Annotated in this window: 15 protein-coding genes; 3 read left to right on the top strand and 12 right to left on the bottom strand. The window is 71.5% G+C overall.

The features are described from left to right. Positions 1-22: 22 nt before the first annotated feature. From AB0K00_RS21995 to AB0K00_RS21985, 3 genes are read right to left on the bottom strand one after another with little or no spacing between them, the layout of a single operon-like run. Positions 23-217, bottom strand: a complete 195-nt coding sequence (locus AB0K00_RS21995) for a CsbD family protein (protein ID WP_363523349.1) — start codon at positions 215-217, stop codon at positions 23-25. Beyond that, positions 214-798, bottom strand: coding sequence for a VTT domain-containing protein (locus tag AB0K00_RS21990; protein ID WP_363523348.1), 585 nt, complete (start codon positions 796-798; stop codon positions 214-216). The genes AB0K00_RS21995 and AB0K00_RS21990 overlap by 4 nt, the downstream gene beginning before the upstream one ends. 3 nt (positions 799-801) lie before the next feature. Next, positions 802-1,755 (bottom strand): RNA polymerase subunit sigma-70, encoded by a 954-nt coding sequence (locus AB0K00_RS21985; RefSeq protein ID WP_363523347.1) that lies wholly within the window; start codon positions 1,753-1,755, stop codon positions 802-804. A gap of 17 nt (positions 1,756-1,772) precedes the next feature. On the opposite strand from AB0K00_RS21985, the gene AB0K00_RS21980 reads away from it, so the two are divergent. Then, positions 1,773-2,483: an RNA pseudouridine synthase gene (locus AB0K00_RS21980; protein ID WP_363523346.1), complete on the top strand. Its 711-nt coding sequence runs from the start codon at positions 1,773-1,775 to the stop codon at positions 2,481-2,483. On the opposite strand, the gene AB0K00_RS21975 is transcribed toward AB0K00_RS21980, so the two are convergent. Continuing rightward, positions 2,467-2,838 carry a YciI family protein gene (locus AB0K00_RS21975; RefSeq protein ID WP_363523345.1) on the bottom strand — a complete coding sequence of 124 codons (372 nt, stop codon included), beginning with the start codon at positions 2,836-2,838 and terminating at the stop codon, positions 2,467-2,469. The genes AB0K00_RS21980 and AB0K00_RS21975 overlap by 17 nt on opposite strands. Positions 2,839-2,996: 158 nt before the next feature. On the opposite strand from AB0K00_RS21975, the gene AB0K00_RS21970 reads away from it, so the two are divergent. Then, complete coding sequence (locus AB0K00_RS21970; RefSeq protein ID WP_363523344.1) at positions 2,997-3,680, top strand: CPBP family intramembrane glutamic endopeptidase; 684 nt, start codon at positions 2,997-2,999, stop codon at positions 3,678-3,680. 51 nt (positions 3,681-3,731) lie between these two features. Here the strand turns inward: AB0K00_RS21970 and AB0K00_RS21965 are convergent, their stop codons facing one another. The 3 genes from AB0K00_RS21965 to AB0K00_RS21955 all read right to left on the bottom strand — a co-directional run bounded on the left by AB0K00_RS21965 (position 3,732) and on the right by AB0K00_RS21955 (position 6,370). Further along, positions 3,732-4,799: a hypothetical protein gene (locus tag AB0K00_RS21965; RefSeq protein WP_363523343.1), complete on the bottom strand. Its 1,068-nt coding sequence runs from the start codon at positions 4,797-4,799 to the stop codon at positions 3,732-3,734. An 85-nt stretch (positions 4,800-4,884) separates the two neighbouring features. Continuing rightward, positions 4,885-5,367, bottom strand: a complete 483-nt coding sequence (locus AB0K00_RS21960) for a SigE family RNA polymerase sigma factor (protein WP_363523385.1) — start codon at positions 5,365-5,367, stop codon at positions 4,885-4,887. Between the two features lie 58 nt (positions 5,368-5,425). Beyond that, a complete protein-coding gene (locus tag AB0K00_RS21955; RefSeq protein ID WP_363523342.1) occupies positions 5,426-6,370 on the bottom strand; it encodes a C4-dicarboxylate ABC transporter in 945 nt (314 codons plus the stop codon). A gap of 71 nt (positions 6,371-6,441) precedes the next feature. Here AB0K00_RS21955 and AB0K00_RS21950 point away from each other — a divergent pair, with 71 nt between their 5' ends. Then, positions 6,442-7,341, top strand: a complete 900-nt coding sequence (locus tag AB0K00_RS21950) for a LysR family transcriptional regulator (protein WP_363523341.1) — start codon at positions 6,442-6,444, stop codon at positions 7,339-7,341. A gap of 9 nt (positions 7,342-7,350) precedes the next feature. Here AB0K00_RS21950 and AB0K00_RS21945 read toward each other — a convergent pair whose 3' ends face one another. The 5 genes from AB0K00_RS21945 to AB0K00_RS21925 form a co-directional block, all read right to left on the bottom strand. Continuing rightward, on the bottom strand, positions 7,351-8,130 hold the full coding sequence (locus tag AB0K00_RS21945) for an ABC transporter ATP-binding protein (RefSeq protein ID WP_363523340.1): 780 nt from the start codon (positions 8,128-8,130) through the stop codon (positions 7,351-7,353). Between the two features lie 13 nt (positions 8,131-8,143). Beyond that, on the bottom strand, positions 8,144-8,920 hold the full coding sequence (locus AB0K00_RS21940) for an ABC transporter permease (RefSeq protein ID WP_363523339.1): 777 nt from the start codon (positions 8,918-8,920) through the stop codon (positions 8,144-8,146). Next, entirely contained in the window at positions 8,913-9,722 is an 810-nt protein-coding gene (locus AB0K00_RS21935) for a class I SAM-dependent methyltransferase (RefSeq protein WP_363523338.1), read from the bottom strand. The genes AB0K00_RS21940 and AB0K00_RS21935 overlap by 8 nt, the downstream gene beginning before the upstream one ends. 1 nt (position 9,723) lies before the next feature. Then, the gene (locus AB0K00_RS21930) at positions 9,724-10,737 is read right to left on the bottom strand and encodes an ABC transporter substrate-binding protein (protein ID WP_363523337.1); all 1,014 of its coding nucleotides are present in this window, start codon (positions 10,735-10,737) and stop codon (positions 9,724-9,726) included. A 69-nt stretch (positions 10,738-10,806) separates the two neighbouring features. Continuing rightward, the gene (locus AB0K00_RS21925) at positions 10,807-11,937 is read right to left on the bottom strand and encodes an ABC transporter substrate-binding protein (RefSeq protein WP_363523336.1); all 1,131 of its coding nucleotides are present in this window, start codon (positions 11,935-11,937) and stop codon (positions 10,807-10,809) included. Positions 11,938-12,203 lie beyond the last annotated feature (266 nt).

Below are 12,203 nucleotides of genomic sequence, written 5' to 3'. Positions count from 1 at the left end.
CCCGATGGTGTCAGAGGTGCGGTCAGTTCGTGAACGCGTCCTTCACGTCAGCGCCGGCGTCCTTGACATGGTCGCCGGCCTGCTTCGCCTTGGCGGCGGCACGCTCGGCGGCACCTTCGGCCTGCAACCGCTCGTTGTCGGTGGCGTCGCCGTACTTCTCCTTGGCGGCACCCTTGAGCTCTTCAGCCTTGTGCTCGACCTTGTCCGTGAAGCTCATCGCTGATCCTTCCGTTTAGTCCCGTCTTGCACTCTCTGGGGTGCCCGTATTTGCCATGCCGCAAACACCGCGGTCATTGCGACGGACACCACAGTGCCCACCCCGGCGGCCGCGAACGGCTGGTCGAAGACGCGCCCGCCGACGTAGCCGAGCGCCACCATGTAGCAGCTCCACAGCACCGCGCCGACCAGCAGCGCGGGCAGGAACCGCCGGCGCGGGAACCTCGCATACCCCGTCGCCACCGCCACCGCGGTGCGCCCCATCGGCACGAACCGGCCCGTCGCCACGATCGCGCCGCCCCACCGGTGCAGCGCCGCGGTGGTCTTCGCCAGGACCCGCCGCGGCCGCCCCTCGCGGGTCCAGCGGCCGAACAGCCTGCGTCCACCCCGCCGGGCGGCCTCATGGGTGAGGAGGTCCCCCGCCGCGACCGCGGTCACCGCCGCGAACAGCACCACCGGCAGCCGCAACTGCCCGCCCGCGGCGAGGGCGCCGCCGGCGATGACGCTGGTCTCCGCAGGGAGCACCGGCAGCAGGCAGTCCAGCACCAGCAGCACGAAGATCACGACATAGGCCCATTGCACACCTCAACCGTGCCCGTTACGCCGCTCCGCGACACCAGTGCCACCTTGCCGATCCGCTGGGGTGCTGGCCCCACCGCCGTCCGGGCGGCCACTCTCCGAGCGGTCGAACAGCGCCACCACCGCGGGGTCGTGGAACGCGATCATGTCCGTGATCCGGCCGGCCGCGACGTGCAGGACCGACACCGCGAACGGCTGCCACTGCGCTGCGCCCGGCGGACGGACATGGGCGACGACGGCGGGCTGACGGTTTGCGCCGGTGCAACGGACCCGGAGCTCGCCGAGGCCCGGACGACCTTCCCGAAGGGACTGTTCGATGGCGTTTTTCCCCTGGTACCAGATGCGCCATGGCGGCATGGAGGCCCTGGCGTCCTCGGCCAGGAGGCTGACCATCGCGGGGATGTCGGCCCGCTGAAACGCGTCGGCATAGCGCCGGGCGACCTCGTGCTCGGCCGCCGTGGCCGGTCTCGACTCGGCGGGCATGCGCGCCTTGGCCCGTTGCAGGGCGCTGTTGACGGCCGGGACGCTCATGTCCAGCAGGGTCGCGGTCTCCGCGGCGGACCAGTCGAGCACGTCGCGGAGGATCAGCACGGCCCGCGGCCGGGGCGGCAGGTGCTGCAACGCGGCGAGGAACGCCAGCTCCACACCCTCCTTCGCGACCAACGCGGCCGCCGGGTCGGCGGCGTCCAGGACGCTGTCGGGGATCGGCTCCAGCCAGTGCTCGGCCTCACCCGGCGCGAGATCGACCGGGAGCGCGCGGCGGGGGCGGGCCTTGAGCGCGTCGAGGCAGGCGTTGGTGGCGATGCGGTAGAGCCAGGTCCGCATCGACGAGCGGTGGTCGAAGCCGTCGCGGGCGCGCCACGCCTTGAGATAGGTCTCCTGCACCAGGTCCTCGGCCTCGTGCAGCGAGCCGAGCATCCGGTAGCAGTGGACCTCCAGCTCGCGGCGGTACTCCTCCACCACCGTATGTTAGGGCGATGTGGGCGGACTACCGGAAGCACACGCTGTTCGAGGACGATGCGGTGCTGGCGCTGGACAAGCCGGTCGGGGTGTCCGTCATGGGCGAGCGGCACGAGACGGATCTGGTCCGGATGGCCGCCGAGGCGGGCGAGACCCTGTACCCGGTGCACCGCATCGACAAGGTCACCTCCGGCGTGATCCTGTTCGCGAAGGACCTCGCCGCGCATGGCGGGCTGACCCGGCAGTTCAACAAGCGGACCGTGTCGAAGGCGTACCTGGCGGTGGTGACCCCCGGCGGGCTGCCCGCCGCGGCGACCATCGACCTGCCGCTGAGCGTGGGGCGCAAGAACCGGGTCAGGATCGCGGCCGCCCGGGAGCGCATCGAGCTGGCCGACGGGACCTGGTCGGTGCCGGCCGAAGCCGTGTTCGACCAGGTCCCGACGTACCCGTCGGTGACCGAGCTGCGGGTGCCGTGGCAGGACGAGCGGCACGCCCTGGTGATCGCGAACCCGTTGACGGGCCGGCGCCACCAGATCCGGGTGCACCTTGCCTGGATCGGTCACCCGATCCTGAACGATCCGCTGTTCGACAAGGCCGGCGCCGGGCGGACGCACCTGCACGCGTGGCGGTTGTCGTTCGACCTGGGCGACGAGCGGGTCACGGTGACGGCGCCGCCGTCCGCGGAGTTCCTGGCGCCCGTCCCGGCCGGGGTCAGCCTGCCGGACTGAAGTCCTCGGGGCCGAACACGCGGTGCACCTCGGCCTCGCCCTCCCAGCCGGGCCACAGGTCGCGGTGCACCTTCATGAAGCGGCTCGTCCACTCCGTGGCCTCGGCCTTGGTCCGGACCTGGTAGAGCGCGTAGCTGATCATCTCCTTGGTCTCGGCGAACGGCCCGTCGAGCACGTCCAGCGCACCACCGGTCACGGTCACCCGGGCGCTGTCGGCGCTCGGGGCGAGGCCGGCGTTGTCGAGCAGCGCGCCGGCGGCGGTGGCCTCCTCGCCGAGCTGCATGATCGCGGCCATCAGCTCGGGCGGGGGCGGGGTGCCGGGGGTCGTCCCCTTCAGCAGCACGAGGTAGCGCATGTCCATCTCCCATCAACAGGTGTCTTCACCGGTACCTCGAATGGGTCGGCCCCGATCCGACACGCCTCCCAAGATATTTCTTGGTAGGGCTGGCACTACCCCCGACACGGTAGACAGCGGGCTGGGACCGGCCGCCCGGCTTTCATACCGTCACATCTATGACCGTGACGATGACTCGGAGCGCCGGGACCCGCGTCGCGCGGCACCCGGTCCGGCGGTTCGACTGGCCCGCGACCCTCGCCCTGCACCTCCTGCCGGCCGCCGCGATGTTCGCCTTCGAGGCGGCGCTGCGCGCCTTGGGCCTGTCGCCGCAGTTCGCGTTGACGCTCGCGTTCGCGTTCGTGCTCACCCCGATCCAGCTGGGGTTGCTGCTGCACGCCGCGCACCGGGCCACCGGCCGGTGGTCGCTGCTGGCGCTGCCGTCGGTGCTGTCCTTCCAGCGCCGGCTGCCGCCGCGGCTGTACCTGATGCTGCTGCCGAGCCTGGCCGCGATCGCGCTCGGCGTCGCCATGCTGCTCGACCCGGACCTCGTGCCGGAGGGCTCCGGCGCCGGGGTCCTCGCCGCGACCCTGGCCGTCAACGGTCTGCTCCGCCCGGTGGTGCAGGAGGTGTACTTCCGGGCATACCTGCTGCCCCGGCTGCCGGTCGGCGGCGGTCTCGCGGTCGTCACGTCGGCCGCGCTGTCCACCGTCCAATACGCCGGGCATCCGCAGCTCCTCGTGTTCATGCTCGTCGTGCAGCTGATCCTGACGGCGGTGACGGTGCGGCTCGACAGCGTGCGGGTCAGCGTCGCCGCGCACTGCCTGATCGGCGCCGCCGCCCCGCTGGCGGCCCTGCTGTAACGCGGCGCTGCCGCTGCGCTTCAGCGGGGCGCTGCGCTTCAGCGGCGCGCTTCACCGGGTGGCGGAGGTCGGCCAGGCCGCCGGGTTGGTGAGGTCGTCGAAGACTTGGAGATGCTCGGCGTACCAGACCGCTTCCTCCTCGCTCAGCAGGTCCGCGTGGAACGAGTCACGCTCGCCGACGAACAGGCTGACCGGCCCGAACCCGGGGATCCACATCCCGCGCATGCCGTCGGTGACCCACTGCGCGGGACGGCCGGTGACGACCCGGTCCGGCTTGAACTCGGCGGTGTCCTGCTCCGCCGCCGCCCACAGCAGGACCCGCTCGGCGTCACGCTGCTGGACGGTCAGGCCGGACCAGCGCCATACGTGCTGCCCGGGGACCTGCCCGGCGCTAACCGCCGTCTGGCACTCGGTCCAGCGGGCACCGGCCGGCAGCGGCGACAGCCGCATCGGGGTCACGCACCGCTGCGCTCGGTCGAGCCGGACGGCGTCGAACACCTTCGTCGCGGTCGCCAGGTCGGGCGCCCACACCGCGGCGAAGATGCCGTCCCGCGGCTGCCAGCGCAGGTCGGTGTACTGCAATCCGGCGACGCCGATGTCGAACGTGTCGGCCTTGGCGGGCCGCCCGCCGACCGTGGTGTCGACGGCGGCCGAGCTCACCGGGCGCAGGGCCCGCTTCAGGTCGGTCGCGGTCGGCGCCAGGTACACCCCGGCGAGCAGACTGTTGTCGGACCCGTAGACGCTCACCGACTCGTGATCCTCGGCCGACATCCAGTCGGTGAACGCCGGCCGCTTGCCGGTCACCGCTTCGAACGCGCGGAGGTCGACGTCGAAGTGCAACAGGGCCGGGTCGGTGCCGATCCCCTCGGGCCGGCTCGCGGCGGGCGGGATGCCGAGCGCGACGGGCAGCGTCGTGTCCTTCCGCTCCGGCAGCAGCGCGCGTACGCCAAGAAAACCGGCCACGAGCAGCACCGTGACGGCCACGGTTCCGCCGGCCCGGCGCCGCGCCCGCATCCGCCCTGCCCTGACCACCGCGCGGTGGGCGAGCGCGCCGACCTCGACGGTGCGATCGGCCCGTGCGGTGAGACTCCGCGCGAGTCTCGTCTCGATGTCGGTCATGCCGCCGCCTCCGCTTCGCTCCGGCGTCGGCCTGACCTGAAGCCTGCGCCCATGATGACCAGCTCCTCGCTCCGCTGCGGGCCGGTCATGTCCGGCCCTCCGTGTCGAGGTGGCCACGCAGCCTGGTCAGGGCACGCATGGCGTGGGTGCGGACGGTCGTCTGCGAACATTCCAGGATCAGCGCGATCGCCGCGTCGTCGAGGTCCTCGTAGTAGCGCAGGACGACGACGGCGCGCTGCTTCAGCGGCAGGGCCGCGACCAGCCGCCACAGCTCGTCCCGGTCGGCGGTCTCCCCGCTGAGGTCGCCGGGGGCGACGGCGTCGGGTGCCCGCTCGACGGGGACCTCCCGGTTGGCCCGCCGGCGCCACCAGGACCGCGAGCCGTTGAGGACCAGCCTGCGTACGTAGACCTCAGGGTCGTCGGCGCGCCGGATCCGCGACCAGCGCAGGTATGCCTTCGCCAACGCCTCCTGCACGAGATCCTCGGCCCGGTGGTCGTCGCCGGTGAGCAGGATCGCGAAGCGCACCAGCGCCGCACCCCGGGCGGCGACGAACGCCTCGAAGCCCAGAACGTGGACCTCGGACGGTTGCAGGGTCACCACGCCTCGTCCCCTCTGTAGGACCATGTCACCACACAGAGGCCGTACGGGGCTCCACCTGTTGACGCCACCGCCAGCTTTTTCCCGCAGTCACGCTGCGAGCCGCCACCGTGACCCAGGCGGCGAGCAGCACCGCGTAGAGCGCGACGGCCAGCCAACCGGCCGCCGCCAACCCGGTCTGTGCCGCGACGCCGGTCACCCCGGTCACGACGGTGCCCACGGGAAACGTGAGACTCCACCACCCGATGGAGAAGGGGAGCCCTCGTCGTACCGCGGCCGCCGTGACCATCGTCGCGCCCGCGCCCCACAACAGTGCGGCGCCGAGGACGGGCAGGGCGAACAGCAGCGCCGCGGTCCCATGTCCGGTGGCCCCGCCCAGCAGGAGCGCCGCGGTCGCCGACTGGCCGAGCGGCCCGAGGACGATCCACACCGCCGGGGCGGTCCGCGGCGCCCGGCACACCCTGGCGAGGGTGCACGCCGCGACGGGCAGCCCGGCGGCGAACAGCACCACGCAGGCGCCGAGCAGGCCCGGTCGGATGGCGTCGGGCACGTGCGGGAGCAGCAGCGCGCCGGTGGACGCCGACACCAGCGGCGGCACCACGGGCAGCAGCGAGGTCGGGTCGGCCGGACCTGCGGCGGGCCGGCGGCGCAACGCGGCACCGGCGGTCGCGAGCCCGATGGCGGTGCCGGCGCTCCACAGGACGGCGTCCAGCGCCACCGCCGCCGCGTCACCGATCCACACCCGACCGGCGAGAAGCGCCCCGGCACCCACCGTCATGATCGCCATCGGCAGCGCGCCGTTCCGGGTGTCCGCCTTTTTCGGATGTATCGCTAATAGCAGCATGAGTGCTGATGCTGCCGCCCAGACGACAGCCGCTGCCTGTCGCTGGCCGTCCAGCTGTACCGGCAGCGTCACGCCGGCGTTCGCGACGATCCCGGTACCCATGACCGCGGCGAACCGATTGGCTTTCACGCCGATCAGCCTTGATCGTCTCCCGGCGTCCCGGTAGCGGTCTCCACCTAATGCAGCCATAGGCTGCGGTTATGCCGCTGCCACCACAGGTCGCCGACCTCACCAGCTTCGACCTGCTGCTGTCCGTGGCCCGCCTCGGCAGCGTCGGCCGCGCGGCCCTGGAACACCGCGTCTCCCAACCGGCCGCCAGCGCCCGTCTCCGCCAGCTGGAGCGCCGGCTCGGCCTCACCCTCCTGCACCGCACCACCCGCGGCTCCACCCTCACGCCGACGGGTGCGCTCGTGGCGGACTGGGCCCGTACCGCCGTCGACGCCGCATCCGCGCTCGCCCTCGGCGTGGCAGCGCTGCGCGACACCCAGACCCGCCGCCTCGCGGTCGCCGCCAGCCAGACCGTCGCCGAATACCTGCTGCCCGCCTGGCTCGTCGCCCTGCGCGCCGCACACCCCGACCTCAGCGTCGTCCTGCAGGCCGCCAACTCCGCCGACGTCGCCGCCCGCGTCCTCGCCGGCGAGACTCCGCTCGGCTTCATCGAAGGCCCCGACCTGCCACCCGGCCTGCACGCCGCGACCGTCGCCACCGACAGCCTCACCGTCGTCGTCACCCCCGCCCACCCCTGGACCCGCCGCCGCCGCGGCATCACCGCCGCCGAACTCGCCACGACGCCGCTCGTCACCCGCGAGGCCGGCTCCGGCACCCGCCGCGCCCTGGAACAGGCCCTGGGCTCGTCGACCGCGCCGCTGCTGGAGCTCTCCTCGACAACGGCGATCAAGCACGCGGTGGCGTACGGCGACACCCCCGCGGTGCTCAGCTCGCTGGCGGTCACCGCCGACCTGGCCGCCGGCACCCTGACCGCGATCCCGGTCACGGGCGTCGACCTGCGCCGCGAACTTCGAGCCATCTGGCCGGCGGGCATGCAGCTCACCGGCCCGGAACGCGACCTCTTCACCATCGCCGCCCGCCATGGGCAATAGGCGAGGGGGTCAGGTGATGTGCATGGGGGCGGGGGTGTCTGTGTCGTGCAGGAGGTCGGTCAGCTCGGCCACGCAGGTTGCCACGTCGGCGAGGTGTGCGTTGCGGCCGAATGAGCGGGGGCGGGGGATGTCGACGGTGAGGACGTGACGGACGCGGCCCGGGCGCTCGCTGAGGACGGCGACGCGGTCGGCCAGGAGTACCGCTTCCTGGATGGAGTGGGTGACGAAGACGGTCGTGGGCCGCAGTTCCATGTGCACCTGTTGCAGCTGGCCCGCCAGTTCTTCGCGGGTCAGCGTGTCGAGGGCGGAGAACGGCTCGTCCATGAGCAGGACCTTCGGCTGCTGGATGAGGGCGCGGCACAGCGCGACGCGTTGTTGCATGCCGCCGGACAGTTCGTGGGGCAGCCGCTTGTGGAAGCCGGCCAGGCCGACCGCGTCGAGCAGCTGGCGGGCCCGCTCGCGGTGCGGCGCGCGCGAGCCGCCGTGCATCTCCACCGGCAGGAGCACGTTGGTGAGCACGGACCGCCACGGCAGCAGGGCCGGTCGCTGGAACATCAGGGCGACGTCGCGGCGGGGGCGGGTGACGGGGGCGCCGCCGATGAGGATCTTGCCGGCCGTCGGCGGCAGCAGGCCGGCCACCAGCCGCAGCAGGGTCGACTTGCCGCAGCCGGAGCGGCCGATGACGGCGAGGAACTCCCCCTCGGCGACCGTCAGGTCGATGCCGCGCAGCGCCTCGATGTCGCCGGAGCGGGTGCGGAAGGTCCGGGAGACCCCGGCAAGCTCGATCATGGCCCCTCCAGGGTTACGCGGAGATCGCCCGCGCCCACGGCAGCAGCAGCCGTTCCAGGGCGACGATGAGGTAGAACAGCACGATGCTCAGCAACGCCAGCAGGACGATGGCGGCGAACGCGAGCGGGGTGTCCAGGGAACTGCCCGACAGCACGATGACGGCGCCGAGCCCTTGGTTCGGGCTGCTGATCTCGGCCACCACCGCGCCGATGACGGCCAGCGAGATGCCCAGTTTCAGCCCCACGAAGACCTGCGGCAGCGCCCACGGCAGCCGGACCTTGACGTAGCCCTGCCACCAGGAGGCGGACAGGGACCGGGCCAGTTCGCCGAGGTCGGCCGGGGTGGAGGTCAGCCCGGCGACCGTCGACACGACGATCGGGAAGAAGCAGATCAGCACCACCAGCACGATCTTCGGCTTCGGCCCGTATCCCAGCCAGACGACCAGCAGCGGCGCGATCGCGACCTTCGGGATCGAGTTGAGGGCGACGAGGAGCGGGAACGTCGCCCGTTCGACCGCCTTCCATGCGGTGAGCATCATGGCGATGGCCAGGCCGGCGGCCACCCCGATCGCGAAGCCGAGCAGGGTCTCCGACAGCGTGGCCCAGGTCTCCCGGAGCAGGTAGGCGGGCTGCGCGCGGAACGAGGCGATGATGTCCGGCGGCGCCGGCAGGAAGAACGACCGGATGCCGAAGATCACGGTGGTGCCCCACCAGAGGCCGATCGCCGCCGTGGCACCGGCGGCCGGCAAGGCCACCACGTACCACGGCGACGACGTCCGTTCCTCAGGCACGGCGACCGATGGTCGAGTAGGTGAAGTGTCCCCGGACGACCAGGCGCGGGTCCTGTACCGCCGCATCGAGGCGCTCGATCCGCTCCGCGGTGAATCCGGCGGCGATGAACTCCTCGCGGAGCTGGGCCACGTTGACGGCGATGAGCAACGCGCCCGGGGTACCACCGGGCCAGGAGTCCGCGTGGATGGCCGTGTCGACGTCGACCAGCCCCTCGGCCAGCATCGTGTCGTGCACCCGTGCGGCCCAGGTCGGATCGTTGCCCCGGGCCGGTAGCACGTGGTTGACCAGGACGTCCTGGTAGTGGTCGATGAGCTCGGCGGTTTCGCGGTCCGGTGCCGACAGGCACAGGTTGCCGAACTCCGTCGCCCACTCCTCCAGCACGAGCGCGCCGCCCGGGGCGAGGGCCGCCGCCAGCCGCGCGAGAATCTCCGCGCGCTGGGGGATGTGCAGCAGCACCAGTCGTGCGTGGATGAGATCCCAGGCGCCTTCCGGCACGGGCTCGGTGACCAGGTCGTGCTGGAGCACGGTGTATCCGTCGCCGACCGGGATGTGCCGGACGTTGAGGTCGGTGGCCAGCACCCGGCCGTTCGGGCCGGTCCGGTCGGCGAGCCAGCGGGCGACGCTGCCGCCGCCGGCGCCGACCTCCAGGCAGCGCCGGCCGGTCAGGTCGCCAACCGTGCCGAGCCGGCTGAAGGTGAAGCCGTCGAGCATGGCGGACAGGTGGCTGTGCCGCCCCACCGACTCGGGGTCGTCGTTGTCGAACGAGTACCGGGACCTGCTGGGATCGATGGAGGTGGTCATGTCAGGCCTTCGGCGTGATGCCGAAGTCGACGACCGCGTCCGGGGTCAGCCCGGCCGGGATGAGACCGCCGGCCTGCAGGGTGGCGATGGCCCGGGCGACGCGCTCCTGGTCCATGGCGCCGATCGCCGCGCCGGAGCTGACGTACGGCGTCATCAGCGTGATCTCGCCGACGGCGGCGGTGATGTCGGCGGCGGGCTGCGCCTTCTTCAGGATCTGCGCTGCCTCGTCGGGATGGTCGATGCTGTACTTGACGGCCTTGAGCGAGGCGTCGCGGAACCGCCGGGCGAGGTCCGGGTTCTCCTTGGCGATCTTCGCGGTGGTGATGATGCCGTTGCCGTACAGGTCACCGAGGTACTTGCTGTAGGGCAGGATCACGGCCTTCTTGCCGCCGGCCGCCTTCTCGATGCCCTTGGAGCCGATGAGGAACGTGCTCAGCGCCTGGACCTGACCGCCGGCCAGCAGCGCGGGCAGCTGCGGGGGCTGGGCGTTGACCCACTGGACCTTGCTCGCGTCGATGCCGGCCAGCTTGGCGTAGGCCGGGAACAGCAGCTGGTTGACGGAGCCGGTCGCGGCGCCGACCTTCTTGCCCTCGAGGTCCTTGGGCGAGGTGATGCCCGATCCTTCCAGCGTCACGATCGACACCAGCGACTGCTGGTGGATCGCGGCGATGGTCCGGAAGTCCTTGTAGTCGCCCTTGCCGGCGAGGATCCAGGCCCCGATCAAGTCCAGGTTGGCGAACTGCGCCTGGCCGGCGGCGAGGCCTTTGAGGTTCTCGCCCGTGGCCGCGCCGAGCTGGATGGTGACGTCGAGCCCGGACTCCTTGAAGTAGCCCTTCTCCTGGGCCACCCAGGCGAAGGCGTCCCGACCGACGGCGCCGAACGCCGTCAGGTAGGTGACCTGGTCGAGCTTCTTCTCCGAGGCGGCGGGTTCGGCCTTCGGACTCGTGCAGCCCCCTGCCGCACCGATCAGTGCCGTGGCCAGCACCGCCACCAGCAATGCACGGTAACGCCTCATCGCGGATTCCCCAATTCTCTTGCCGTCACCTGTCAACGCAGGCATTTTCGAAAAGTCCGAACGAATGTGCTAACCGAGCAGGCGCCAGCGGCCGCCGCGCGCCTCGAGCATCGTCAGCGACTGCGGCATGAACCCGGAATGATTGCCGGGTGTCAATCTGATCTGTCCACTGAGACCGTCCAGCTGCGAGGTTTCCAGCACCGCGCGCAGCGTGTCTCCGTCGACCGAGCCGGATTTGACGACCGCATTCACGATGAGCTGCAGGGCGTCCGCGGCAAATGACGCGTGCCCGTGGTAGGTCCCGTAGCGGGACATGTAGTCCTGAAACCATTGCCGGCGGGCCGCCTTCGCGGGGGTGGTCGCGATGACGTCGTCGATGGCGAGCGTCTGGGTGAAGACGAGCGCCGTGCCGTCGGTGGTCGCGAACGGTCCGCCGAGGAAGAGCTCCCCGGCGGCGCCGGCGTCCAGGTACACCTGGCCGCGGTAGCCGGCGTCGCGGACGGCCCCGATGGCCGTCGCCGCCTGCGGTGGATAACCCCAGACCACGATCGCGTCGGGGTTGCCGGCGATCGCCGCGCGGGCCGCCCGGTTGAGATCGCTGTCGGTCGGCGCGTACTGCCCGTGGGCGACCACCTTGGCACCGATCTTGGTGACCTCGCGGGCCAGCGCCTCCGCGCCGCCCCGGCCGTAGGCGTCGTCGCTGGAGACGAAGGCGACCTTGCGCCGCCCGGCCCGGGCCAGCTCACCGGCCAGGACGCTGGCGTCGTCGTCGACGTTGGGCGCCAGCCGGAAGATGTACTTGCGATCGGCCAGCGGAGTGCTCACCTCGGCCACCGGCGACAGCGCGATCGTCGGCAGGCGCCCGTCGTTGATCACCTTCGCGGCTCCGGTCACGCACTCGGCGCAGGCGCCGGTGATGATCGCGGTGACGCCGGGATCGCCGGTGAACTCGGTGATCTGGGTCAGCGCGATCGCCGGGTCGCTGCGGTTGTCGCGGACCCGCAAGCTGATCCGGCGCCGGCCCAGCAGGCCGGCGGAGTTGATCTGGGCCACCCGCAGGTCCAAGGCGCGTTTGTACGCCGTGCCGAGGTCCGCCGCGCTGCCGGAAAGCTCCAGACTGGCCGCGACAACGACGTCGGTTTCGGTAGGAGAATTGACGTGCGTACATCCGGCCGTGGGTACCAGGGCCACCGCAAGCATCGCCGCAAAAGATCGCCAGCGTCGCAAGTCGATTCCCCTCGCTCGATGCCCCGGTCCGTCTGGACGGCGATGACCGCCAACACCTTGCCAACTCGTACCAGGACGGTCAAGAGGCTCGAAATACGCGTTCCGACACCATTACTGAAAGAATATTTGATCATACTCAATTGACATCCTCGCGAGTACTCAGCGACTTCCGTAAATACCCTGCGTACGAACGCCGGTGACCAGGAAATTCAGGACTGTAGATCTTGAAAAAGCCGACC

The organism is Dactylosporangium sp. NPDC049525, assembly GCF_040676755.1.
GTDB lineage: Bacteria > Actinomycetota > Actinomycetes > Mycobacteriales > Micromonosporaceae > Dactylosporangium.
The sequence above is the reverse complement of the archived record's forward strand: the minus strand, read 5'-3'. Positions and strand labels throughout refer to the sequence as shown.

Coding starts and splice junctions, on each gene's coding strand:
- AB0K00_RS21995 (WP_363523349.1), bottom strand. CDS start 217: ATGAGCTTCACGGACAAGGTCGAGCACAAGGCTGAAGAGCTCAAGGGT.
- AB0K00_RS21965 (WP_363523343.1), bottom strand. CDS start 4,799: ATGACCGACATCGAGACGAGACTCGCGCGGAGTCTCACCGCACGGGCC.
- AB0K00_RS21935 (WP_363523338.1), bottom strand. CDS start 9,722: ATGACCACCTCCATCGATCCCAGCAGGTCCCGGTACTCGTTCGACAAC.
- AB0K00_RS21975 (WP_363523345.1), bottom strand. CDS start 2,838: ATGCGCTACCTCGTGCTGCTGAAGGGGACGACCCCCGGCACCCCGCCC.
- AB0K00_RS21925 (WP_363523336.1), bottom strand. CDS start 11,937: ATGCTTGCGGTGGCCCTGGTACCCACGGCCGGATGTACGCACGTCAAT.
- AB0K00_RS21930 (WP_363523337.1), bottom strand. CDS start 10,737: ATGAGGCGTTACCGTGCATTGCTGGTGGCGGTGCTGGCCACGGCACTG.
- AB0K00_RS21945 (WP_363523340.1), bottom strand. CDS start 8,130: ATGATCGAGCTTGCCGGGGTCTCCCGGACCTTCCGCACCCGCTCCGGC.
- AB0K00_RS21950 (WP_363523341.1), top strand. CDS start 6,442: ATGCCGCTGCCACCACAGGTCGCCGACCTCACCAGCTTCGACCTGCTG.
- AB0K00_RS21970 (WP_363523344.1), top strand. CDS start 2,997: ATGACCGTGACGATGACTCGGAGCGCCGGGACCCGCGTCGCGCGGCAC.
- AB0K00_RS21980 (WP_363523346.1), top strand. CDS start 1,773: ATGTGGGCGGACTACCGGAAGCACACGCTGTTCGAGGACGATGCGGTG.